At 62.6% G+C, this 22774-nt stretch carries 17 protein-coding genes and 3 pseudogenes; 13 read left to right on the top strand and 7 right to left on the bottom strand.

Going from position 1 to position 22774, the window contains the following annotated elements; translation table 11 throughout:
• The first annotated feature begins 72 nt into the window (after positions 1–72).
• From thiC to EOA33_RS00885, 9 genes and pseudogenes are all read left to right on the top strand, one after another.
• Complete coding sequence (gene thiC, locus EOA33_RS00930; protein ID WP_126063809.1) at positions 73–1908, top strand: phosphomethylpyrimidine synthase ThiC; 1836 nt, start codon at positions 73–75, stop codon at positions 1906–1908.
• Positions 1905–2906: a glycine oxidase ThiO gene (gene thiO, locus EOA33_RS00925; protein WP_126057621.1), complete on the top strand. Its 1002-nt coding sequence runs from the start codon at positions 1905–1907 to the stop codon at positions 2904–2906. Before thiC ends, thiO begins: the two co-directional genes overlap by 4 nt.
• Entirely contained in the window at positions 2875–3072 is a 198-nt protein-coding gene (thiS, locus tag EOA33_RS00920; RefSeq protein WP_126057620.1) for a sulfur carrier protein ThiS, read from the top strand. Before thiO ends, thiS begins: the two co-directional genes overlap by 32 nt.
• A 1-nt stretch (position 3073) precedes the next feature.
• Positions 3074–3847, top strand: a complete 774-nt coding sequence (locus tag EOA33_RS00915; protein WP_126057619.1) for a thiazole synthase — start codon at positions 3074–3076, stop codon at positions 3845–3847.
• Positions 3844–4449: a thiamine phosphate synthase gene (locus tag EOA33_RS00910; RefSeq protein ID WP_126057618.1), complete on the top strand. Its 606-nt coding sequence runs from the start codon at positions 3844–3846 to the stop codon at positions 4447–4449. The genes EOA33_RS00915 and EOA33_RS00910 overlap by 4 nt, the downstream gene beginning before the upstream one ends.
• Positions 4440–5255 carry a hydroxymethylpyrimidine/phosphomethylpyrimidine kinase gene (locus EOA33_RS00905; protein ID WP_126057617.1) on the top strand — a complete coding sequence of 272 codons (816 nt, stop codon included), beginning with the start codon at positions 4440–4442 and terminating at the stop codon, positions 5253–5255. The genes EOA33_RS00910 and EOA33_RS00905 overlap by 10 nt, the downstream gene beginning before the upstream one ends.
• Positions 5256–5882: 627 nt before the next feature.
• Entirely contained in the window at positions 5883–6107 is a 225-nt protein-coding gene (locus tag EOA33_RS00895; protein ID WP_245454712.1) for a DUF982 domain-containing protein, read from the top strand.
• A 531-nt stretch (positions 6108–6638) separates the two neighbouring features.
• Positions 6639–7271 carry an Hsp20/alpha crystallin family protein gene (locus EOA33_RS00890; protein WP_126057616.1) on the top strand — a complete coding sequence of 211 codons (633 nt, stop codon included), beginning with the start codon at positions 6639–6641 and terminating at the stop codon, positions 7269–7271.
• A gap of 29 nt (positions 7272–7300) precedes the next feature.
• Positions 7301–8083 (top strand): annotated as a pseudogene (locus tag EOA33_RS00885) (sensor histidine kinase); the annotation flags it as partial.
• 298 nt (positions 8084–8381) lie between these two features.
• Here the strand turns inward: EOA33_RS00885 and EOA33_RS00880 are convergent.
• Together EOA33_RS00880 and EOA33_RS00875 are read right to left on the bottom strand one after the other, a co-directional pair.
• Positions 8382–8664, bottom strand: a pseudogene (locus EOA33_RS00880) (transposase); the annotation flags it as partial.
• Positions 8564–8776: a hypothetical protein gene (locus tag EOA33_RS00875; protein ID WP_126057615.1), complete on the bottom strand. Its 213-nt coding sequence runs from the start codon at positions 8774–8776 to the stop codon at positions 8564–8566. The pseudogene EOA33_RS00880 and the gene EOA33_RS00875, both read right to left, overlap by 101 nt.
• Positions 8777–8898: 122 nt before the next feature.
• Here EOA33_RS00875 and EOA33_RS38805 point away from each other — a divergent pair.
• A pseudogene (locus tag EOA33_RS38805) lies at positions 8899–9412 on the top strand (transposase); the annotation flags it as partial.
• A gap of 314 nt (positions 9413–9726) precedes the next feature.
• Here the strand turns inward: EOA33_RS38805 and EOA33_RS00865 are convergent.
• Positions 9727–12309, bottom strand: a complete 2583-nt coding sequence (locus EOA33_RS00865; protein WP_126057614.1) for an EAL domain-containing protein — start codon at positions 12307–12309, stop codon at positions 9727–9729.
• Positions 12310–12731: 422 nt separating this feature from the next.
• Between EOA33_RS00865 and EOA33_RS00860 the strand changes: the two genes are divergently transcribed.
• From EOA33_RS00860 to EOA33_RS40150, 3 genes are read left to right on the top strand one after another with little or no spacing between them, the layout of a single operon-like run.
• Positions 12732–15203, top strand: coding sequence for a hypothetical protein (locus tag EOA33_RS00860; protein ID WP_245455307.1), 2472 nt, complete (start codon positions 12732–12734; stop codon positions 15201–15203).
• The gene (locus EOA33_RS40155; protein ID WP_245455306.1) at positions 15163–16095 is read left to right on the top strand and encodes a shikimate kinase; all 933 of its coding nucleotides are present in this window, start codon (positions 15163–15165) and stop codon (positions 16093–16095) included. Before EOA33_RS00860 ends, EOA33_RS40155 begins: the two co-directional genes overlap by 41 nt.
• Positions 15983–16525, top strand: a complete 543-nt coding sequence (locus EOA33_RS40150; RefSeq protein WP_306462658.1) for a shikimate kinase — start codon at positions 15983–15985, stop codon at positions 16523–16525. The genes EOA33_RS40155 and EOA33_RS40150 overlap by 113 nt, the downstream gene beginning before the upstream one ends.
• 539 nt (positions 16526–17064) lie before the next feature.
• Here EOA33_RS40150 and hutH read toward each other — a convergent pair.
• The 4 genes from hutH to EOA33_RS40145 form a co-directional block, all read right to left on the bottom strand.
• Positions 17065–18552, bottom strand: coding sequence for a histidine ammonia-lyase (gene hutH / locus EOA33_RS00855; protein WP_127404734.1), 1488 nt, complete (start codon positions 18550–18552; stop codon positions 17065–17067).
• Positions 18553–18813: 261 nt separating this feature from the next.
• On the bottom strand, positions 18814–20655 hold the full coding sequence (recQ, locus tag EOA33_RS00850) for a DNA helicase RecQ (protein WP_127404737.1): 1842 nt from the start codon (positions 20653–20655) through the stop codon (positions 18814–18816).
• Positions 20655–20801, bottom strand: a complete 147-nt coding sequence (locus EOA33_RS38800; RefSeq protein WP_189347473.1) for a hypothetical protein — start codon at positions 20799–20801, stop codon at positions 20655–20657. The genes recQ and EOA33_RS38800 overlap by 1 nt, the downstream gene beginning before the upstream one ends.
• Positions 20798–22378: a hypothetical protein gene (locus EOA33_RS40145; protein ID WP_245482189.1), complete on the bottom strand. Its 1581-nt coding sequence runs from the start codon at positions 22376–22378 to the stop codon at positions 20798–20800. Before EOA33_RS40145 ends, EOA33_RS38800 begins: the two co-directional genes overlap by 4 nt.
• Positions 22379–22774: the final 396 nt, after the last annotated feature.

Below are 22774 nucleotides of genomic sequence, written 5' to 3'. Positions count from 1 at the left end.
GTCTACAGAAGCGTCTTTTCATCCTTCCGGCACAGAACTGGGTCTCCAATGCATGAGCAAAGGAGCCTCACGATGAATGCCCTCACCCCCGCCGTGTCGACGGGACCACTGCCCGCCTCGCGGAAAATCCACAAGCCCGGCGTCCTCTACCCGCAGATCAGGGTGCCGATGCGCGAGATTTCCGTCCATCCGACGGCCGGCGAACCGCCCGTCACCGTCTACGATCCGTCCGGCCCCTACACCGATCCATCAGTCCAAACCAGCATCGAAAAAGGCCTTGCCCGGCTTCGCCACGAATGGGTCACGGCGCGTTGCGATGTCGAAGCCTATGACGGCCGCCACGTCCGGCCGGAAGACAATGGATTCGCCACCGGCGAGCGCCTGACACCGGAATTTCCGATACGCAATCGGCCGCTCAAGGCCAAGCAGGGCAAGGCGGTGACCCAACTTGCCTATGCGCGCGCCGGCATCATCACGCCAGAAATGGAGTTCGTAGCCATCCGCGAGAATCTCGGCCGCGAGGTGATGCGCGGCAAGCTGCAACGCGACGGCGAAGCCTTCGGCGCGGCGATCCCAGATTTCGTCACACCCGAATTCGTGCGCGACGAGGTGGCGCGCGGACGCGCAATCATTCCCGCCAACATCAATCATCCCGAGAGCGAACCGATGATCATCGGGCGAAATTTCCTGGTGAAGATCAACGCCAACATCGGTAACTCGGCTGTCACATCGTCGATGGCCGAAGAGGTCGAAAAGATGGTGTGGGCGATCCGCTGGGGCGCCGATACGGTGATGGACCTGTCGACCGGCCGCAACATCCACAACATCCGCGACTGGATCGTGCGCAATGCACCGGTGCCGATCGGCACGGTGCCGCTCTATCAGGCGCTCGAAAAGGTCGGCGGCATCGCCGAGGACCTCAACTGGGAGGTCTATCGCGACACGCTGATCGAGCAGGCCGAGCAAGGCGTCGACTATTTCACCATCCACGCCGGCGTGCGGCTGCACTACATACCGCTGACCGTCGACCGGGTCACGGGCATCGTCTCGCGCGGCGGCTCGATCATGGCCAAATGGTGCCTGCACCATCACCGGGAGAGCTTCCTCTACGAGCATTTCGAGGAGATCTGCGACATCGCCAGAGCCTATGACGTTTCCTTCTCGCTCGGCGACGGCCTTCGTCCCGGTTCAATCGCCGATGCGAACGACGCGGCGCAATTCGCCGAACTGGAAACACTTGGAGAACTCACCAAGATTGCCTGGGCAAAGGACTGCCAGGTGATGATCGAAGGCCCGGGCCATGTCCCCATGCACAAGATCAGGCAGAACATGGACAAGCAGCTCGCAGTGTGCGGTGAGGCGCCGTTCTACACGTTGGGGCCGCTGACGACCGACATCGCGCCGGGCTATGACCACATCACCTCAGGGATAGGTGCCGCCATGATAGGCTGGTTCGGCACCGCAATGCTTTGCTACGTCACGCCGAAAGAGCATCTCGGCCTTCCCGACCGCAACGACGTCAAGATTGGGGTGATCACTTACAAGATAGCCGCCCATGCAGCCGATCTGGCGAAGGGCCATCCGGCAGCGAAAACCAGGGATGATGCCCTTTCGCGCGCGCGCTTCGAGTTCCGCTGGGAGGACCAGTTCAACCTGTCGCTCGACCCCGAAACCGCACGGTCCTTCCACGACCAGACCTTGCCCAAGGAGGCGCACAAGCTGGCACATTTCTGTTCGATGTGCGGGCCGAAATTCTGCTCCATGCGCATTTCCCACGACATCCGTGCCGAGGCTCAGAAGGAAGGCATGGCGGCAATGGCGGCAAAATACCGGGAGGGCGGCGATCTCTACATGCCGGCGGACGAGACTGGCGTACCGGTCGTGCCGGAGGCTCCCAAACCATCATGAGGGTGCTCGTCAAAGGGGCCGGCGTTGCCGGCCTCACCGTCGCTTTCGAACTCGCCGCCCGCGGCGCGACGGTCACAGTCGCCGAGATGCGGCATGGCCTTGGCGGCAACGCGTCGTGGTTCGCCGGCGGCATGCTGGCGCCATGGTGCGAGCGCGAAAGCGCGGAGCAGCCGGTGCTGGATCTCGGACGCGACGCTGCCGACTGGTGGGATGCGGTGCTGTCGGGTCAGGTGACACGGGCCGGGACATTGGTCGTGGCCGCGCCGCGTGATGCCGGTGAGCTTGACCGGTTCGCCAGTCGCACGTCAGGGCATAGGCGCGTCGATGAAAACGAAATTGCGCTCCTGGAACCCGACCTCGCCGGCCGCTTCCGGCGTGGATTGCTCTTCCCCAACGAGGCTCACCTCGACCCACGCCAGGCGATGGCGGCACTTCATGACAACCTTGCGACCATGGGTGTCAAATTCCACTTCGGCTGCGACGCCCGGCCTGTTTCGGGTTTCGCCCGTCAGATAGACTGCATGGGAATGGCAGCGGCCGATGACAGGCTGCGCGGTGTTCGCGGCGAAATGCTGATCCTTCGCACGCCTGATGTCTCGCTGTCGCGGCCGGTCCGTTTGCTTCATCCACGCTTTCCGCTTTATGCCGTGCCGCGCACCGATCACCGTTTCATGATCGGAGCGACGATGATTGAAAGCCAGAGCGCCGGACCGGTGACGGCGCGTTCCATGATGGAGCTGCTGGGCGCCGCCCATGCCCTCCATCCGGCCTTTGGTGAGGCCGAGATCGTTGAAACCGGTGTGGGTGTCCGTCCGGCATTTCCCGACAATTTGCCACGCGTCGAAACAGACGGTGAGATCATCGCGATCAACGGTCTTTATCGTCACGGTTTTCTCCTCGCCCCCGCCATGGCGCGCCAGGCTGCCGGCCTGGTTTTCAGTCAAGACAGAACCAAGGAGCATGCTCATGAAACTGATGGTCAACGGCGAGGCGCGTGAGATTGCCGCCACCACGCTGGCCGAGTTGCTTGCCGCGCTCGACTATGAGGGCGATTGGCTCGCCACCGCCGTCAACGGCGACCTCGTGCACAAAGCCAACCGCACGGAGTTCCAGTTGAGCGACGGCGACCGGATCGAAATCCTCTCGCCCATGCAGGGCGGCTAGCATGTTGGAGCTTTATGGAACCGAGCTTTCGTCGCGCCTGCTTCTCGGCACCGCTCAATATCCTTCGCCGGCCATCCTTGCCGATGCAGTCAAGGCGTCGGGCACGTCGGTGGTGACCGTCTCGTTGCGGCGTGAGATGGCGGGCGGTAGAGCCGGCGAACAATTCTGGTCGTTGATCCGCTCGCTGGGCGCCAGAATCCTGCCCAATACCGCCGGCTGCCTCTCCGTCAAGGAAGCCGTCACCACCGCGAAAATGGCGCGCGAGGTCTTCGGCACCAACTGGATCAAGCTCGAAGTGATCGGCAATCACGACACGCTACAGCCGGATGTGTTCGGTCTGGTTGAAGCCGCCCGCATCCTGTGCGAGGACGGCTTTGCGGTATTCCCCTATACCACCGACGATCTCGTTGTCGCCGAGCGGCTGCTGGAAACGGGCTGCAAGGTCCTGATGCCGTGGTGCGCACCGATCGGTTCCGCCTTGGGACCGGTCAACATGACGGCGCTGCGCTCGATGCGCGGATATTTCCCTGGCGTCCCGCTGATTGTGGATGCGGGGCTCGGACGGCCGTCGCACGCGGCCACCGTCATGGAACTCGGCTTTGACGCCGTGCTCCTGAACACAGCGGTCGCCAAGGCGGCATATCCGGTCGGCATGGCGCGTGCTTTCGGTAAGGCGGTCGACGCCGGTCGTGAGGCGTTCAGTTCGGGAATGCTCGAACCGCGCGACGTCGCCGTGCCATCGACACCGATGGTCGGCAGGGCCGTTTTTTCATGAAGCTCGATCCCTTTTATCTGATCGTCGACAGCGCTGCCTGGATCGAACGGCTGGTCCCACTCGGAGTCCGGCTTCTGCAACTGCGCATCAAGACCGTGGATGAGGCTGGGTTGCGCGCGGAGATCCGCACCGCGAAGGCCTTGTGTGCTCGATACCAGTGCCAACTCATCGTCAACGACCACTGGCGCCTGGCAATCGAGGAAGGCTGCGACTTCATACATCTCGGCCAGGAGGATTTGCAGACCGCTGACCTCTTGGCGATACGGGCAGCCGGCGTAAGGCTCGGACTGAGCACACATGATCATCAGGAGCTGGAAACGGCGATGGCCGCCGAGCCTGACTACATAGCGCTTGGACCCATCTATCCGACCATCCTGAAGAAGATGAAATGGGCGCCGCAAGGGGTCGAACGGATCAGCGAATGGAAGCGCCAGGTCGCGCCGTTTCAATTGGTCGCCATTGGTGGCCTCAACCCTGAGCGGCTCGACGGTGTCTTTGCGGCTGGCGCGGACAGCGCGGCGGTGGTGACCGACATCACGCTCAACGACGACCCCGAGGCGCGCACGCGAGAATGGATCGAAAAGACGGACCAATGGCGCTGAGGCGAGAACCACATGTGCTTGTCGTCGGTGGATCGGACTCCAGTGGCGGTGCTGGAATTGCACGCGATATCGAGACGATCTCTGCCATTGGCGTGCGCACCTGTCTCGCCGTCACAGCGCTAACGGTGCAAACGCATGACGCCGTGATCGAAATCTATTATTCGCCACCTAGCCTGGTGGCCAATCAGATGTGCGCCGCGCTGCAGGCCAACGACGTGGCCACAATCAAGATCGGCATGCTGGCGACTGCCAAGATCATTGTTGCCGTTGCCGCAGTGCTGCGCAAATTTCCGCATGTCCCCGCAGTACTCGACCCTGTGCTGGCCTCCACCTCAGGCCGCGCACTTCTGCAAGCAGGCGCTATCGCTGCCATGAAGCGCGATCTTATGCCGCTTTGCTGCATTGTCACGCCCAACCTCCCTGAACTGGCGCTCCTTAGTGGCTCCGAACTGGCAGTGGATGAGGACGGAGCGCTCCAACAAGGAAAAAGACTGCTGGCCGCCGGCCCTCAAGCCCTGCTGATCAAGGGTGGGCATGCGTCGGGAACCCGGTCGACCGATATTCTGTTACGCTCCGGGCACGAACCCATCCGCTTCGATGCACCGCGCCTTGCCACATCGATGCGCGGGACAGGTTGCATGCTGGCCAGCGCGATTGCGGCGCATCTGGCGAAGCCGAAGCCGCTCGAAGACAGCGTGCGCGAAGGCAAGCTGTTTGTCTTGGAGAGGCTTCAGAAATGCCGGCTGAATAACCACAGCGTTCTGCGTCCAGCCAAGCAGACCCATTTTCCAGAATTTTTCCCGTAGCGAGACTAGAGAAGGGGCTACTGCTTCTCTATGCCATCCTCACAACGCGTTGAGTTTCTCACTGCCAATTATGCGACTTTCGAGGTGCAAATAGCGAATATCGAGTTCTTAGTGACAGAAACGACCGGAATTGGTTGCGTGGATCACCAGGTCGCTACCGATTGGGTCAGCGACTCAATAGAACGTCACATCTCTGTCCACACTCGAGCTTATTTGCCGCAAACGCGTCGAGCCCCGCGTCAATCGGTCTTATAATAGTATCCGGGGCAGCTCCAAAGCTGTGGCATCGGCTACCCGCCGGCCGTGGCGCTTGCTGTTCGAGCGTCGGACGCCGCCTGCCATTGAACATCTGATGGGCTATTGGGTGGCGGCGACACACTCATCCAGGTGCAACTGGCTTTTTCAACTCGGGAACCAGCAGAAGCCTTCGCTGCGTCGCAACATTTGGATTATGTCGTACAGCCCGATCTTCCAGAGAAAACAAGACCTAACGTTCGAAACCTGTCACGCAACCAACCACCGAATGAAAGATCCAGCGTGCGATCGCAGGGAGGTAAGAATAACCGGTCTGGCTTTCCTATCGCCGGTCCAGGTTAAGACCAACGACGTCGTCACGACATCAACACAGTGCGCGAAGCGCTCGTATTCCTGAATCAGTGGCCAAAAGCGCGTCGGGGACCGGTATTCAGTTGCGCGGTGAGAAGCAGCAACGCAGCGATCGCCGGACAGATGACACCCGAGCAGGCGCGGCAAGCATTGTGGGATTTGCCAGGATTGCCGGCGTGCTGGCCAAATCTGATTTCGTCGTTGGTGGCGACTGATTTAAAGCTGCAGGAAGATCACCGCCGGTAACGCGTTGGCCCGCTGCTCGCCAAGACGGAAAGAACGCCGCCTTGTGAGTTCCAATAATGGGCGATGCGGGAATTGCACATGTCTGTGCCCATCTGTCCGGCCGAAATGCAAATGGCGTCACTGGCGAAGGTCAGCGAACGCGGCACGCAGGGCTGGATTCTTTTGACTTGCGGCAAGCCGACATAGGTGCTGGCTTGATGTCTCGGTCACTGCGACGTGTCATGCCGATTCATTCGTCAGCTACCATGACGATGCGGCGCGTCGCCTGCGATCAGTTGATCGAACCGCGGTGCAATTCGGGACGCTTCGTCGATCCCGACAGTTGCGCAAAGGGAAGCCAAATCAGCGACTAGAGGCAACGTGGCTACGGATTCGAAGGGACCCCGCTGTTGCCGAAGAGGTGACTGGTGGAATGTCAAAGATCACCTCGTGAAAGGCCATTTGGGGCCACCTAATGATAAAGCCGGATGCCGCTATCGGGTCCTGGCACGGGAATGACGGTCCGGCCCTACGGTGGATCGAGTTCGGTTCATGTCGCTTCGCAAGGAGGATGTGTTCCGGCGTCTGCCCGAACCCCTCTTTCTCGCATTCTGCGAGGTTGCGCGATCGGGCCGCTCGGTCTCTGTGCTGATCGCCCCTCCTGTTGCCATCGATCGATTCCGCTTCCGGTGCGCACGCACGTGTCGCGCGTGGCAATCATGCAAGGTCGTGAATCATAGGAGGATGTACATGCTTTTGTCGGATTTCGGCCGCATCGGGTTCGATCCGTTTGTGGAAATGCGGCGCATGCAACAGGAAGTAAACCAGCGTTTGGCCGGGCTGACCGCCAGCGCCGCTCAGGAGTTTCCGCCGATCAATCTTTGGACTGGCGAGGACAGCGTGGCGGTGGCCGCGGAACTGCCGGGGATATCACCTGACGAAATCGGCCTCACGGTGCGCGAGAACATTCTGACATTGAAGGGAACGCGCGAGCCTCGAACGGAGGACGAGAAATCCGTCTGGCACCGCCGTGAGCGCGCCTATGGGACCTTCTCCCGGACAGTGCAATTGCCATTCCGCGTCGACCCGGAACGGGTCGAGGCGCGTTTCGCCAACGGGCTGCTCGAAGTCGAGTTGCACCGGCCGGAGGCGGATCGGCCGAAGAAGATCCAGATCAAGGGATAGAGGGAGGCAAGCATGGCTCAGGAACGCGGATCGGCCGTCGCACCATGCTGCTCAATGCCCGCAAGGTGCTTTACGACCATAGTTCGGCCATCACCATCCTTCTCGCCTTCAATGACATAACGGCCCGTCGTATCATCGAGCGGGAGAAGGAAGAACTGCTCGGTCGCACCGAAGACCTGCTTCGGCAGAAAGACGTCCTGCTGCGCGAGATGGAGCATCGGGTTGCCAACAGCCTGCAGATCATTGCCTCGATCCTGTTGCTGAAGGCACGCTCGGTGACGTCGGAAGAGACGCGCCAGCATCTCAAGGACGCCCATCAGCGCGTTCTGTCCGTGGCCGAGGTGCAACGCCATCTCCACACCTCCGCCGGCGTCGACGAGATCGATGTCGGCTCTTACCTACCGAAATTGTGCAGCAGCCTCGCCTCGTCGATGGTCGGCGAAGCCCAGCCGATCACGGTCACCGTAATGGCCGAAGGCGGCAGGATAGATTCGCAAAGGGCAGTCAGTCTGGGACTAATTGTCACCGAACTCGTGCTCAACGCCATCAAATATGCTTTCCCCAAGAAGAGAACCGGCGCTCGCATCCAGGTGAGCTACGAGACCGCGGGCAGTGACTGGAAACTGACGGTTTCGGACAATGGCGTCGGCAAGATCGCCAACGACGTACCGGCTACCGGACTTGGAACAGCCATCGTCGAAGCACTGGTGAAACAACTGGAGGCCAGGGTGGAGATTATCAGCGATATTGACGGCACCAGCGTGTCGGTCACCCGGGCGACGTTCACCTCGCGCGTGCCGCGAGCGGCGTAAAAACCGTTACTACGATGCTGCCTTCCGGACATCGCCTGATGTCCAGGGGATCTTCTGCCGCCACGGCCTTGTCCCCGGAGCGCAGGACTGCCAGTCGCATCGCATAAGCCGAAACCTCTCAGTCGGTTGAGGGCGCTTCCGATGGCCAAGATCCGCTTTTTTGGCGTTCAGCCGGTGGGACCAAGCTCTGAAGCTGACGCTGCGCAGGTCTTTGCGTGGATGACTCGGTGCGGTCGGTAAACTCGAAGTGGCGGTTGTGTGCGTCAAGTTCTGCAAAATGGGGCGGCCACGATGCTGGTCATGCGGCTTGGCGTAGAGCGAGCTTCTTGTGCTCGCGCAGGTCGTCAATGTTGATGTAGGGCCTCCATCCAGTTTTCGTTGGTTTCGACAGCCGGCGCCCTGACGAGGCGCAGGCAGCTTTCGGCGTTGGGGAAGATGCGCACGACATAGGTGCGCCGGCGGATTTCCTCATTGAGCCGTTCAAGCATGTTGGTGCTCTTGAGATGCTTGTGATGCTGGCGCGGCAGGCAAAAGAAGGTCAGCGTGCGCTCGATGGTCTCCTCCACCGTCGTCCATCTCGGCCTCGAGCACCTCCTGCATCACCGCACGGATCATTTCGTGAAGTCCGTCCGGGTCTGAAAGCAGAATGTCTTTGACGGCAGCGCTGGCGGTCTTACTTTCAATCTTGGTCATGGTGGCGTTCCTTCGCGGGAATCGGCGACATGAACAATCACCAGATCCCATGGCGACGGATGGATAGCGGCGCGTGCTCTGGCAGAGTGACGCTGCTAACAAACACCCCGCGGAGGAACACCATGCATGTAGTGGCCGACCGATCCGAAACTCTGACTGCTATCCGGACTGGTCTGGGCGCAATCTTCGTATCGCTGGAGCTCAGCCGTTCAACCTGGCTGATCTCGTCGTTGTCGCCAGGTGGCGGCGAGAAGTTGTCGAAACACAGTGTCCCCAGTGGTGATTTATCCGCCTTGTTCCGTCGCTTCGATAGCGTGCGAGAGAAGGCAAGAGCACGCATGGGGCCAGACTTCCCCGTCGTCGCTATCCAGGAAGCCGGGCTCGATGGCTCCTGGATCCATCGGGTTCTGAGCAAGGCGGGGATCGAGAGCTACGTCGTTGATCCCGCTTCTATCGCAGTGTCTCGTCGCAGTCGCCGAGCCAAAACCGATAAGATCGATGGTGAAACGCTCGTCTCTCCTTGCCTTCAAGCGAGGCGAACCGCGCATATGTGCAATGGTCAAAGAGCCAACACCGGAGCAGGAGGATCGCCGGCGTATCTGTCGTGAACGCAAGGTACTGACGACCGAACGGGTATATAAAACGCCGCTCACTCAGAATGGTCTCGTCGCCCGAGCCCAGCGGCCGTAGGCGGGATGTTGGTGCAGCCGTGAAGAGCAGCGACCGAATGTGAGGTTGATCTGCTCGGTTACGAGCAGAGTCCTGCAAGTCGGGTTCAACCTGGATCCCATAATCGATATGACAAGCTAATCCCACTTTGACCGGCGCTCAGCACACCTAATTTCGAGCCGCGCCGACCTACACACCCGCTATCGACATGATCCGAGTGGCGGCCTGAACTAGGCCGGCAAACTCATGTTCGTTGGCACTGTTTTTCGCTTGCATCCCGGTTAGGCGGGGACAGACGCCCTACTGCGACGCCTGCCCGGCTTGTCCGTGTCTCGCTCGCCTGACGTTTCGGGTTCGGTCTCAATGATCTCGCCCGCCACCACGGCGCGGGTCCGCTCCAGCATCGCGGGGATGTCCCGCGCGGGCAGCGGGCGGCTGAGCAGGAAGCCCTGCGCCTCGGTGCAGCCTTCTCTTCGGACCCGTTCCAGCTGCTCCACGGTCTCGACGCCCTCGGCGGTGGTCTGCATCCCGAGGCTGTTGCCGAGGCTCGTGACCGCTCGAATGATGGCGACGGAACTGTCGATATCTCCGGCGTCCGTGATGAAGGATTGATCGATCTTGATCTTGTCGAATGGGAACGAGCGCAGATAGCTCAAGCTCGAATATCCGGTTCCGAAGTCGTCCATCGCGATATGAACGCCGAGCATGTGGATATGTTGCAGCATCGAGAGAGTCGCCTGGCTGTTGGCCAGCAGCACTGTCTCGGTGATCTCAAGCTCAAGCCGGCTGGGGGGCAGTCCCGAGATATCCAATGCCTCGACGATGGTGGAGAGCAAGCGCGCGTTGCGAAATTGCGCCGGGCACAGATTGACGGCGACCTTGATGCTACCGGGCCAGCTTGCCGCGTCGAGACAGGCTTGCTTGATAACCCATTCACCGATCGGGACGATGAGGCCGATGTCCTCGGCCAGCGGGATGAATTCTCCCGGGGATACGATGCCGCGCGTCGGGTGATGCCAGCGCAGCAGCGCCTCGAAGCAGCTGACCTCGCCGCGGTCGAGATTGAGGAGCGGTTGGTAGTAGATTTCGAACTGCTGCCGCACCACCGCTTCGCGCAGGTCGAGTTCGAGAAACCGCCGCGCCTGCATGCGCGCATCCATTTCCGGTTCGAAGAACCTGTAGGTTCCGCGGCCTTCCGCCTTCGCCCGGTAGAGCGCCATGTCGCCGGTCTTGAGAAGTTGGTCGGCGTCAATGCCATCGTCCGGCGCGATCGAGATGCCGATGCTGGCGCTGATCATAACCCCGTGGCCATCGACGACATAAGGTGCGCTCAGCCCATCAATGACCCGTTGGGCAAGAGCTGTCGCCTCGACCGGCTGATCAACCGCGGTTTGAATGATCACGAACTCATCGCCGCCGAGCCTTGCCACGGTGTCGCCTTCACGGGCCACCTGTTTCAGTCTGGCGGCGACCTCCTTCAGCAAGGCGTCGCCAACCGGGTGCCCCAGCGTGTCGTTGACCATCTTGAAATGATCGAGATCGAGGCAGTGGAAAGCAATCTTGCTACCATCACGCCGCATCTCGACCAAAGCCTCCTCGGCGCGTTCGCGGAACAATATGCGATTTGGAAGCTCGGTAAGTCCGTCGTGGCGCGCCATGTATGAAATCTTGGCTTCGCTCCGCCGCAAGTCGGTCACGTCATGGTGAGTGGCAAGCCACCCGCCGCCCGGCAGTGGCTGATGGATGAGGTCGATGGTGCGTCCGTCCCTGAGTTCCACCAGGCTCACCGTCCGCTCTGCGCGATCGATGGTCTCCGTCAGCTGCTGCACATACTTTTCCGGGTCATGGCCGGCATAGAGGCCCGCCGCGATCCGGAACCGCATCAAATCGATCCACGGCGTGCCGGGACGAGTCAGGGGCTCCGGCACATGGTAGAGATCGGCGTAGCTTTGGTTGCACAGAACCAGCCGCCTCTCCGCATCGAACATGCAAAGCCCTACGGGCATATTGGCGGCGGCCGCGGCCAATTGCTGCCGCTCCAGCTCGGCTTCTCGGGCCAAGGCATCGCTGCGCTCCAGGCTGGCCCGGTAGCCGGCAAAGGCCGAGAACAGCACTCCAACCTCGTCCTGCCGATCCCTTTTCAGCGCAATGAGACTCGAACGGCGCTCGCCCTGCGCCAAGCAACGCATCGCCTCGGTCACGGCGAGGATCGGCTTGCTGACATTGTGGCGTATCCAGGCGACAAGCCCACCAAGACACCCGGCGGCAAAAAGAACTGCCAGCCAAGTCAATCTTTGCGCAACGGTGTAGGTCCTGTCCGCCATCACCGCCGCGGCCGTGCTGCGCTCGTTGGTGAGGGCCAGCAGGTCGTCCAATCGCTGCGTGGCGGCGGCAACGGTCGGGAGCGATACCGTCTCGAACTCCTTGACAGCCATTGTTCGCCCTCCTGTTTCGAGGAGCGGGAAAATCGATGTCAGGGAATCTTCGTAGGCCGTCCATAGGTTGACGAACTGGTCGAACAGCTGCTGCTCGGCCAGCGATCCGGCACTCCGGCGATAGGCGCGCCGACCTTGCAGTATTTCGTCGCTTTCCCTCGCCATCTCCTTCTCAATGCCGGCTATCTGCGCAGCCTCGGCAGTGCGCACGCGCAACGTCGCATAGAGCTGGTGTTCCGCGAGGTTGCGCTTCATCTCGCCGACGATCTGGACCTGGGGCAACCAAACGCTGGTGATCTCGCTCGTGACCTTGTTGAGTGATCGCAGTTGCGCGACCCCAAATACTCCCACGGCCACGACGCACAGCAGCGCCAGCCCAAAGCCCAACGAGAGCTTGGTCCCGACGCTAATGTCCTTTAGCCCTCTCATCTAGAAAACTGCAAACGCAAGACCAGTCCTCGTCAAATAGCATCGAGCTTTAGCGAATAGTAAAAGTATTCCTAGTGTCGCGTCTAAGGTATTAATGCTGGCTTAAGACTGCGTAATCCCCTAGAGGATCGACCAAACCACGTTGTAAAAGGCCGGCGGATGAAGCTCACCGATTTCCATATGATCCGATGACGGGCCTACAATGAGATCGAGGTGCTCGCACCTAGTCTTGGAAGCCGCTTGCAGCTTCTTTCACCGCACCGTGGGATCGGCCTTCGATCCCCTTCGAATGTAGCGAGGCCAGCCCATATTATGCACGACGATGGGGCTTTGAGGCTGGCAGTCGAATCTATGATCGGCAGTGTTCATCAGCCGAGGAAGGAGCGCCGCGGCGCGCGCCGAGGCGGTGCGCGAACTCGAGCGTGATCGCCGAGATCGAGGCGAAGGAGCCGCTCGAAGCGCTCGACACCTTCATGGCGCAGAACGCATCGATGATCCAGGCCCAGCATGCAGCCTCCAGCTTCGATGTCCATCGGGTCCTTCAGGCCATGGACCACGAGCCGAGACCGCCGCAAGGCGATGCCGGACTGATGCGGCTGCCGGTGGTCGACATGCAAGGCCGGCCGCTGGCCAGCGAAGCCGAGTTGCGCTATTCCATTTTCCACCGCTTGACCTCGGGCGCGGTGAAGGTGGTGGCGGTGCAGCTAAAGGGAACTCCGACTGGAGCCATGCTGACACGCACGTTCACCGTGGAGGGCGTGCCCTACCGCATGGACCTGTTCGGCGGCAGCAAACTGAAGCCGCCGCAAAAGAGCCTGAACCAGCTTGCCTCTCACCTGCCTTTCACGGCCGCAGAGGCCCCAAGCGGCAAGCTTTTGGCGATCCCCTATGCCGAGACGGCTCCGGGTACGGCCTTTGAGCAGCTGTCGCGGGCCTGGGCGCCGTTCAAGGAAGCCTATTACTATACCCAGCGCCGCGGATTTGCCGCGCCGCCGGGCATCCCCGACATTGGCCCCCATGATTATGCGCTGGAAGGGTGCTTCAAGCTGTCCCTTCTGCCCGACCATCCCGCAGGCGCAGTGCATCCCTTCCGGTTCGAGGGGCGAGACGGCGAGATCGCCTTGCGGCCGCATGACGGCTGCGGCTTCATTAGGGCCTCACTGGCCGAGCGCATGCCGTCCATTGCCCGGGCTCGCCACGACGCTCCCGAGCGGATGCCTGCCTATGCCGATAAAAGGCAATCGGCGGTACCGCCCTCGGCGCTGCAACATTATCCGCGTAGCGTCGAGGTAGCACAGGAGACCCGCGAGAAGGCTCAGGCTTGGCTCGAAACCCATCAAAGCCTCACCGCCGAGGAGCTGTTCCGGACGGTCACGGGCGGGCATATCGAGGGTTCGAGCGCTATCGCCGTGCCGTCCAGCGACGAATGCCTGCATGTGCCGACGGGCAAGAGCAAGACCTTGACCCGTGACGCTGGCGTGCTTGTCGGACGCTCCCCCTATGACAAGCCCAACCTGCGCCCGTTCGCCGCCGACCGGGTCAGGTCGGCGCGCGATGGCGACCGGACCGCGGCGTTCCTGGATCGGTGCGTGGCCTTCCAATATAGCTTCAACTTCGCGCACAGGTCGGGGGCTGGGCTTGCCGCCGACGATCCGACCTTCTTTGCCAAAGGCATCTTGATCGTTGTGCCCGACGAAATGTGGCCGGCGGACTTCGCCGAGCGCGGGGTCGTGATGTCTGCCGAGGACGTAAAGTGCCATTCGTACTGGCTGGAGGAAAAGGACCGGGTCAAGGCCGACACCGCGCTCGAGTGCGTCGGCATCCTGCAGGCGACGGAGGTGTTCGCGCCCGGCTCTTTGGTTGCGGTTCCAAGCGTCGAACAAAAAATGCTCGACGGCGATTTTGATGGCGACACCGTCGTCATCATTGGCGACCAGCCTCGCCTTTACGAGCATGTGCGCCAGTTCGACGCGCAGCTGCAGGCGCGCGGCATCGCCTCGATGAAGCCGCCGAAGTCGCACACGCCGGCCATTGAGAAAAGCGGCTACCAGTTCACCCGGTCCAAGCAGATCCTGTCGGCCACCGGGCTGGTGCTGGAGACCTACAGCTGCCTGCAGCGCAACGTGCTGGCGCAGCCGCTGGAGGCGCAACGCTGGTTTGCCGAGCGTGCCATCTTCGGCACCTACGAGGGCATTCATAATGAGCTCAAGGCCGACATCCGCGCACTGTTGCAGGAAGATCGGCCGGATGGCCAGGCCCTCCATGAGCTCATCGCCAGGGCGAGGGAAGACAGCAAGGCCGCCAGGCATCCGGTGGCCTGCGAACTGGCCGCGTTGTTAGTGGCCGAGCTCCAGGACTGGAACCTGCAGCTCAATAGCGAGCCGGCTCATGAGCAGTCGGAAGTCAAGCTGCATGAAAGCGCCATCAATCTGTTGAGCGTCGGCATCAAGGTCGGCACTGACGCCTACAAGTCCGATACCGGTGCGCGGGTGTTCATGCAAAAAACCACCGAATTGCAGCGGCTCTTGGAGCAGAGGCCGGGCTTCAAGTCGGCGCCATATGTCAAGGCGCAGGCGGCAAAGCTCCACCAGGGCCGGTTCGACGTCGATGGCAGCCTGGCGGATCTGAAGGACAACCCCACGCTGGCGGCATCGGTCATGGAGGCCTCGATCAGACTCGCCGTCGAAAAGCGCATTCTGCTCAGCGCCTTAGCAATCTCGGCCGAAGACGACCGCGCCAGCACGATAACGCTGAGCAGCGAACAGGCCCTTGAGCGGGCCAGGCTCGAAGCCGCCCCCGCCGAAGCGCAAGAAAGCGCGATTACCAAAAATTGTGCATGCGGTTGCCGAGCTTTTGCGGCAGGACGGCATCGAGGTGAAGGTGCCGCATCTTGACCAACGGTCGGGCGGGCAGGTCTGGATAGCCGACGAGTTGACCGGCCAGAGCGTGAGCACGGCGCCGGAGGCCCAACTGGTCACCAATGCCGTGCGCCATGTCTTCGAGATCCCGGACGAGGCTTTTACGCGCGCCTTCAGGAAGGCGGCACTGGCCTTCGAGGAGCGGGACTGCAGCGAGGTCGAGACCACCAACTGGGTCATCAGGATGGACAGGCCGCGGTTACGCGGCGTTCACACGGCGTTCAGAACCGCGCAGAACTATCGCTTCGAGGTCGAGTTCCCTACGCCGGCCAGTTATCGGGCCGAGCTCGCGCACCGCGCGCAGAGCTCACAGCTAGTCCCCATTCCCCGTGGTGCCTGGGAGATATTACACTGGGACTCGTCAGGAGAAAGCAGGTCGAGGGCGGCAGGGACCTCCAGGTCGCCCATCGTCGCAAGACAACAGATTGCGGTCGCTCGCTCGCCGCAAGCCGGCGAGATCCTCGCGGCCCTCGGTACGCGGCCGGTCGTGCTCGTCGGCATGCCGGCGAGCGGCAAGTCGACCATCGGCGCCCAGCTTGCCAAGGAGTTGGGGGTGGAGTTTGTCGACATCGATAAGCATATCGTCGCCGATCACGGCAATCTGATGGAGATGTTCGCCGACCCTGGCCGTGGCGAGGCGCACTTCAGGGACCTGGAGACCAAAGAGCTCGCCAAGCAGCTGGAGAGAGGCCCCATCGTCATCGCAACCGGCGGCGGCTGCTTTGGCAAGGAGTCCAATCAAGCCCTGATTCTTAATAAGGCGAGGTCGATCTGGCTCGACACCCGAGCTGAAAGAGCTCCGCAGGCGCCTCGAGAGGGACACCAGCCGGCCGCTGCTGCAAGGCGCCGACATCGAGCAGAAGGTTGACCAGCTGTACGAAGAGCGCAGTCCGTTCTACCAAAAGGCCGATATCAGGTTGCCCCTCGTCCCGCCCTTTCAAAAAGACAAGAAGGACGCCCGCATTTGCGTGAAGGAACTCTACGCTTTCCTGTGCAGCGACAGAGAAGCCGCTCTGCCCGCTGCCGAGATATCACATGTCTCCGGTGCTTCCGGCACCGCCATCAGCATGTCCCCAACAGCTCAGCGCATGCACGATGATCATCACAACGGCTACGATTGCGGGGGCGGCGTCGTGGAAACCATCCAGGCGCCGGCGGCACTATTGAGTGAAAGGGAACGGCCGCCGCTCCTCGACACCCTCACCGCCGACCCGCAGCCTTTGCTGGCCGGCAATAACGCACGAGCGAATTTAGCGTCTTCCACGAGAAGCAGGGAACGCTCAAGTCGAGGACGATAGCTTAGGCGTCGCAGGTTTGGTGCAGGGTGCGGGTTCGCACCGAATGCTAATAAAAGTGGGAAACGCATGCATAAGTCGTGAGAAGCCTGATGGCCGAGTTGATCCGGCCTGGATGACACAAACGTACAAAGACGAACCGCCGGTGCCGGGTCGCGCGCCAAATCCTGGTGATCGACCGGAAAGGATCAGCTCCGAGTCTAAACGGCATCGTCAACTTAATGAAGCGCGGATACTATGACAGAGTGACCCAATCCACCGCCGCGCCATTGCGTCGGTTTCGACAGATAAGATGGATTGGGCAGGCGAGCTCAAAAGAGCGATTGTAAATCGCAGTTGTAGCAGTGTAACAAACTGCGTAACAAAAAGCGCGAAAAGATTAGCATTTTCAGCAGGATAGGCGTGAAACCGAATCCCTCCCTCTCCGCCAGCCTGCTCGCACTCCGAGCTTCGCGGAACAGCCCGCTCTATCGCGAAGCAGGTTGCCCCTCCGAAGCTTTGGCGCAGGCGGGCGGCTCGGAGCCTCTCCCGATATCTGCTTTTCACTGGCCCACATCGGCCTCGCGGATGAAATCGCGCAGCCTTTCCATGTCCCAGGACAGTGGGCGGTCGTCGCTGTAGTGCGCGACGCGCTGGCGGATGGCGCGATAGATGGCGTCGGTGCCTGGCGCCCGTGCCGCGCGGTCTGACAGGAAATCATGCGCTTGCGCGGCTGCCATGAGTTCGATCGCCAGAATATATTCGGCGTTGTCGATGACCGCCAAGAGCTTGTTGGCCGCCACCGTCGGGTGCGCCAGGAAATCTTCCTGCAAGCCGGATGTGACGCCGCCGTCGGTTGCTGCCGGCGCGGCAAGGCGCCGATTGACGTTGCTTAGCGAAGTGGCGGTGTACTGGGCGATCATGAAGCCCGAATTGCAACCGCCTTCCGCCGCCAGAAATGCCGGCAGATTATTGACCAGCGGATTGACCAGGCGGTCGATGCGACGTTCGCTCATGGCGGCAACCTGCGCCAGCGCAATCGTCAACCCGTCGGCGATCTGCCCGAGCGCGGCCGCGACCGGATGCGCCTGCGAAAACACCCGCGGGTCATCGAGCGAGCCGGATACGATGGGATTGTCGGTTACCGAAGCCAGTTCACGATCGACCAGTTGCGCGGAACGCTCCAGCACCTCACGCGCCGCGCCATGCACATGCGGCACCGCGCGGAGGCTGAGGGCGTCTTGCGTGCGACTGCCATGCGCAGCCGCGATCAGCCCGCTGCCGTCGAGCAGGCGCCGCAATGAAGCGCCAACCGACTGGATGCCGGGCGAAGGCCGCATGGCAAGCACATCTTCGTCGAAGGCCGCCATCTGCCCGCCGGCGGCCTCCAGCGTGAGCGCCGCGGCGGCATCGGCCCAACCCAATAGACGCTCGGCGCGAGCCACCGCGATGCTTGTCAGGCCGGTTGCGCACGCCGTGCCGTTGACGAGGCTCAAACCTTCCTTGGCGCCCAGCACCAGCGGCTCGAGGCCGATCTCGGCCAAAGCCTCGCGACCGTTCATCCTGCGCCCGGCGACCCTTGCCATGCCCTCGCCGATCAGCACCAGCGCTATATGGGCATTGTGCGTGAGATATCCGGCGGATCCCCGAGAAGGAACTTCCGGAATGCAGCCGCGCTCGAGGAAGGTGAGCAGATTGCGGACGATCTCAGGCCGCACGCCCGAATGGCCATGCGCGAAGTTTGCCACCTGCACGGCGATGATGGCGCGGATGCCGCGTTCGGGCGCCAGTTCGCCGACGCCGCAAGCGTGGCTGAGAATGATGTTGCGCGAGAGCTTCTCCTGGAGGGCCGGCGCCACCACCTGGCTCGAAAGCGCCCCGACGCCCGTATTCACACCATAGGCGCGGATGCCCTTTTCGACGAGGCTTGCCACGATGCGGTTCGCATGCGCGATGCGATCCCAGGCGGCCGGCGCCAACGCCAGCTTTTCGCCGTCTCCCACGCGCGCGATGTCGCGCCAATTTGCGGCATTGTCGATGATTATCGTCATTCGTGCATTCCACTTGGGGCTGACAGCCCTCAAAACCTGCGCTGGTTCCTCCAGCAGCGTCGTACCTAGAGCTTTTCCGGCACAGCCTTTGTCGGAATTTCGCCGCGGCGGGGGAAAAATTCAGCGGAACGTGGCTCCTGCCGATCGGCGTTCGGCAACTGCCGGCCGGAATGCGCGGTTGCGATCGCCGGACGTGGTCTGGGCAGACAGGGCGTCCGCGGCCCGGGAGTTTGTCCCTCGGTCTCGGCGGTTGCGCCTGACCTAGACCGCGCGATGCCCCGCGATAGCTTCGAGAAAGACCTCGCCGAACTCCCTCAGCTTGGCCTCGCCGACGCCGTTCACCTCGGCGAAGGCGTCGAGGTCGCGCGGGCGGCGGTCGGCCATGTCGATCAGCGTGCGGTCGGAGAAGACGACATAGGCCGGCACCTGGCGTTCTTTAGCCAGGCGCAGCCTCAGCGTCTTGAGCGTGGCGAGTAGCGCGGCATCCACGCCTTCCATGTCCGCTCCGCCACCCTCGGCGGAGCGCGCCTTGCCGCGCATGGAGCGGTGCCGGGTCTCGACGCGATACTCGAACGAGCCCTCGCCGCGACCGAGCACATGGCCGCTGTCGGAGATGGCGATACCGCCATGGCCGGCCGGATCGGGCACGAGAAACCCGCCTGCGACGAGCTGGCGGATCAGCGACAGCCACGCAGGCCGCTTGTGCGCCATGCCGCTGCCGAAGCTGGCAAGCCTTTGGTGGCTCCTGGCCAGCACCTTCTCGGTCTCATGGCCGAGCAGGATGTCGATGACATGGGCGGCGCCGAAACGTTCGCCGCTCTGGGCGACGGCGGCAAGGATCAACCGCGCCTCGGCGCTGCCGTCGGCGCGCGGCACCTGCTCGAGGCAGTTGTCGCAATTGCCGCACGGCTCGGCCAGTTCGCCGAAATAGCCGAGCAGCACCTGGCGCCGGCACTGCGCCGTCTCGCAATAGCCGATCAGCGTGTCGAGCCGGCCATGCGAGCGGCGCTTGTGCTCGGGCGCCGCATCTTCATCGTCGATGAACATGCGGCGCGTGCGGATGTCGCCGAGGCCGAACAGCATATGCGCCTCTGCCGGCCGGCCGTCACGGCCGGCGCGGCCGATCTCCTGGTAATAGGCTTCCAGGCTGCTGGGCAGGTCGGTGTGGACGACATAGGCGACGTCGGGCTTGTCGATGCCCATGCCGAAGGCGATGGTGGCCACCATGACGACGCCGGAGAGCGTCATGAAGGCGTTTTGATTCGCTTCACGCGCGTCCTTGCTCATGCCGGCATGATAGGCGAGCGCGGTGACGCCGTTCTTCTCGAGGAAGGCCGCCACCTCCTCCGTCTTCTTGCGCGACAGGCAATAGACGATGCCGCTGCGCCCTGGATGGCGTTCGATGAAGCGCAGCAACTGGCGCTTGCTGTCCTGCTTGGCCTCGATGGCAAGCTTGATGTTCGGCCGGTCGAAGCCCAGCACCAGGGTCTCGACGCGCCCGGAGAACAGCCGGGCTTCGATGTCGGCGCGAGTCCCTTCGTCCGCCGTCGCCGTCAGCGCGATGACGGGCACATCCGGGAAGATGCCGCCGAGCCGCGACAGGTCTTCATATTCGCGCCGGAACGCTGGCCCCCATTGCGAAATGCAATGCGCCTCGTCGATGGCGATCAGGCGGACGTCGAGCCTGGCCAGCGCATCGAGCATGCGCTCGGTCATCAGCCGCTCCGGCGCGAGATAGAGCAGCCGCGTCTGGCCCGACGCGACACGGCGCCAGGCGGCGACATTGGCCTCGCGGTCGAGCGAGGAATTGATCGTGTCGGCGGCCACACCCGCCAGACGCAGCGCCGCGACCTGGTCCTGCATCAGCGCCACCAGCGGCGACACGACGATGGTGAGCCCGCCCAGCACCAGCGCCGGGACCTGGTAGCAGAGCGATTTGCCGGCGCCGGTCGGCATCACCGCCAGCACATGGCGGCCGTTGAGCAGCGCTTCCATCACAGCGGCCTGGCCGGGGCGAAAATCGTCGTAGCCGAACACGTCCTTGAGGACGCGATGCTTGGCATCCCGTGCATCCGCCGGGACGCTCGCCGCCGATCTATGCATCACCCGATGGTCCCCGGTTTGGTCGAGGCGATGGTCTTAAAGGCAAGATCGCCCGAGCGCCACCCGCCGCGTGTTCCGCCTGCGTTCTGGTCGGCTGCCAGCGGGCGGATCATGCGCCGCTGCAGGCGCTCGATGACGCGACTCACTGTCCACGTTCGCCCTTTCCGGCGTTCAGATCTGACGGCAACTCATAACCGAATTCGCGGCAGAACATCTCGACGCGGGTGAGGAAGGCCGGCGGCAGACCCTGGAGATAGGTCCTGAGCGCCTCATTGCGTTCCCATTTCCGCAACGAGGTGGCGCGGATCGGATTATCCGCATCGGCGCTGAAGCGGATCGCCGGCGCGAGGCCGAACGCGCCGGAGATCCTCGCCTGCGCGGCATCCGGCTCGGCAATCAGATCCTCATAGCGCAGGTAGAGGATCTTGCGCGCCGGCTGGGCCTCGCGCAACCGGTTCAAGCCGGCATACTCCGCCCCCCAGCGTTCGGTCGTGACATGAAAGGGGCGCAGATGCACCGTCTGCGGATGCGCGCTGGTCAGCACGTCGAAAGGATGGCGCACACAATAGATCAGGCCGATGCCGGCGGGCAGTTGCCATAGCTGCTCGTGGCTTTGGGCAGTGCGCTTGACGACGAGACTGGCATGCGGGCGTTTCAGTTCGAGCAGCTTTGGAAAGGGCGATTCGAATTCATGGACATAGGTGTCGTCGAAACAGCCCATCAGCCGGCGGGCGAGCGTGGTTCCGCTGCGCGCGCAGCCGGCTATGAATATCCGCCTGGGCTGCTTGGTCCGGATCCCGAGGCGTCGAAGCCGTTCCGACAGCGGCGAGGCCACCCGGCGAATGGTTCTGGCAAGCCGGTCCGCCATCCGCTCCGGCATCGAATGGATTTCGGCCAGCGCTATGCCGCTCTCGCCGGCGGCGGCATAGAGCAGCCATGTCCGGCCGTCCTCCTCGAAGATCGCCGGATCGCGCAAGGCGTTTTCCCGGCCTCTTGCCAGCCCCGTCCGGCTGCGCCGGACAGGCTCGCCATTGCCTTCGAATCCACATGACGGCCGCAGCAGTTCGGTCTTGCCCCGCACCTTCCAGCGTTGCCAGTCCGGCGCGAGGTCGACGGTCCCGTGGAGGATCCGCTCCGGCGCATCGCCCCGGCGCGTGTAGTAGACCCTGAGCCGCTCGCCGCATGTCTGCACGGCGACATGCCTGGGGGAGAGACGGCGGCCCGAGGCAGGCAACAACACGGGGCCCGGCTCGAAGCCCGAAAGCCCGTCGCTGGAGCGCGACAGCGTGACGGTGCCGGTGCCGAAAAGCCCGTACCACCAGCCACCGTGGCGGAAGATCCGCGCATAGGATGGCCCGAGCGGCTCCGGACGGGGCTCGAAATGGATGCCGTCGGGCGAGGTTGCAGCAAAACTCGTCTGGCGACGGCCGCCGGCCTCGGTCGGTCCGTGAAAATACATGACCAGGCGGCGGCTCTGATCATCGACATGCACGTCCGGCGAAGCGATGTGCTCTCGCAGGAACGGGCATTGTTCGAGCGACAGCGCCCCGCCGGGATGGACCCGCCACGGACCCTGCGGCGAATCCGCGTAGGCGAGCCGGATATACGTGCCCGTGTGGTGGGCGAAATAGAGATAGTAGGCGCCGAGCCGGCCCGGCAGCCAGTCGGGTACCCTGATCAGCGACGGGCCGTTGATGTTGTCGCCATCGTCGCCCGGCAGCATGCCCGGCGTGATGATGGGCCCATGTCGCCGAACCGCCAGAACGACGCGAGTCCCGGGCTGACAAGCCTCTTTCCGGCCTTCGTTCAAGCTTTGCCTCTCCGCCCACGAACATGGTCAGATACGTGCATTTTCAGGTGCCTGCAAATGGCCTGGCTTATCCACAGGCGGGAGCGTCGCCGTGAACCTCATTCGAGCCCGCGTTAAACCTATCTTCACCATGTTGCGGCACCGTCCCAGTCCTGCGGTGATGTTTTGAGTACCGCGGCGCCACACGCGCCCAGGCAACATACCCGCGCCTCCCCGGAGGCGCGGGTTTTCTGTTTCCGTGCGCGGCAGATCGCCTTTGACTCCCCAGGACGGCTTCAGTATCAGCGGCCGGACCAGAGCGCGCCTCGA

The organism is Mesorhizobium sp. M4A.F.Ca.ET.050.02.1.1 (assembly GCF_003997725.1).
Lineage (GTDB): Bacteria > Pseudomonadota > Alphaproteobacteria > Rhizobiales > Rhizobiaceae > Mesorhizobium.
This window is presented reverse-complemented; position numbering and strand designations above follow the sequence as displayed.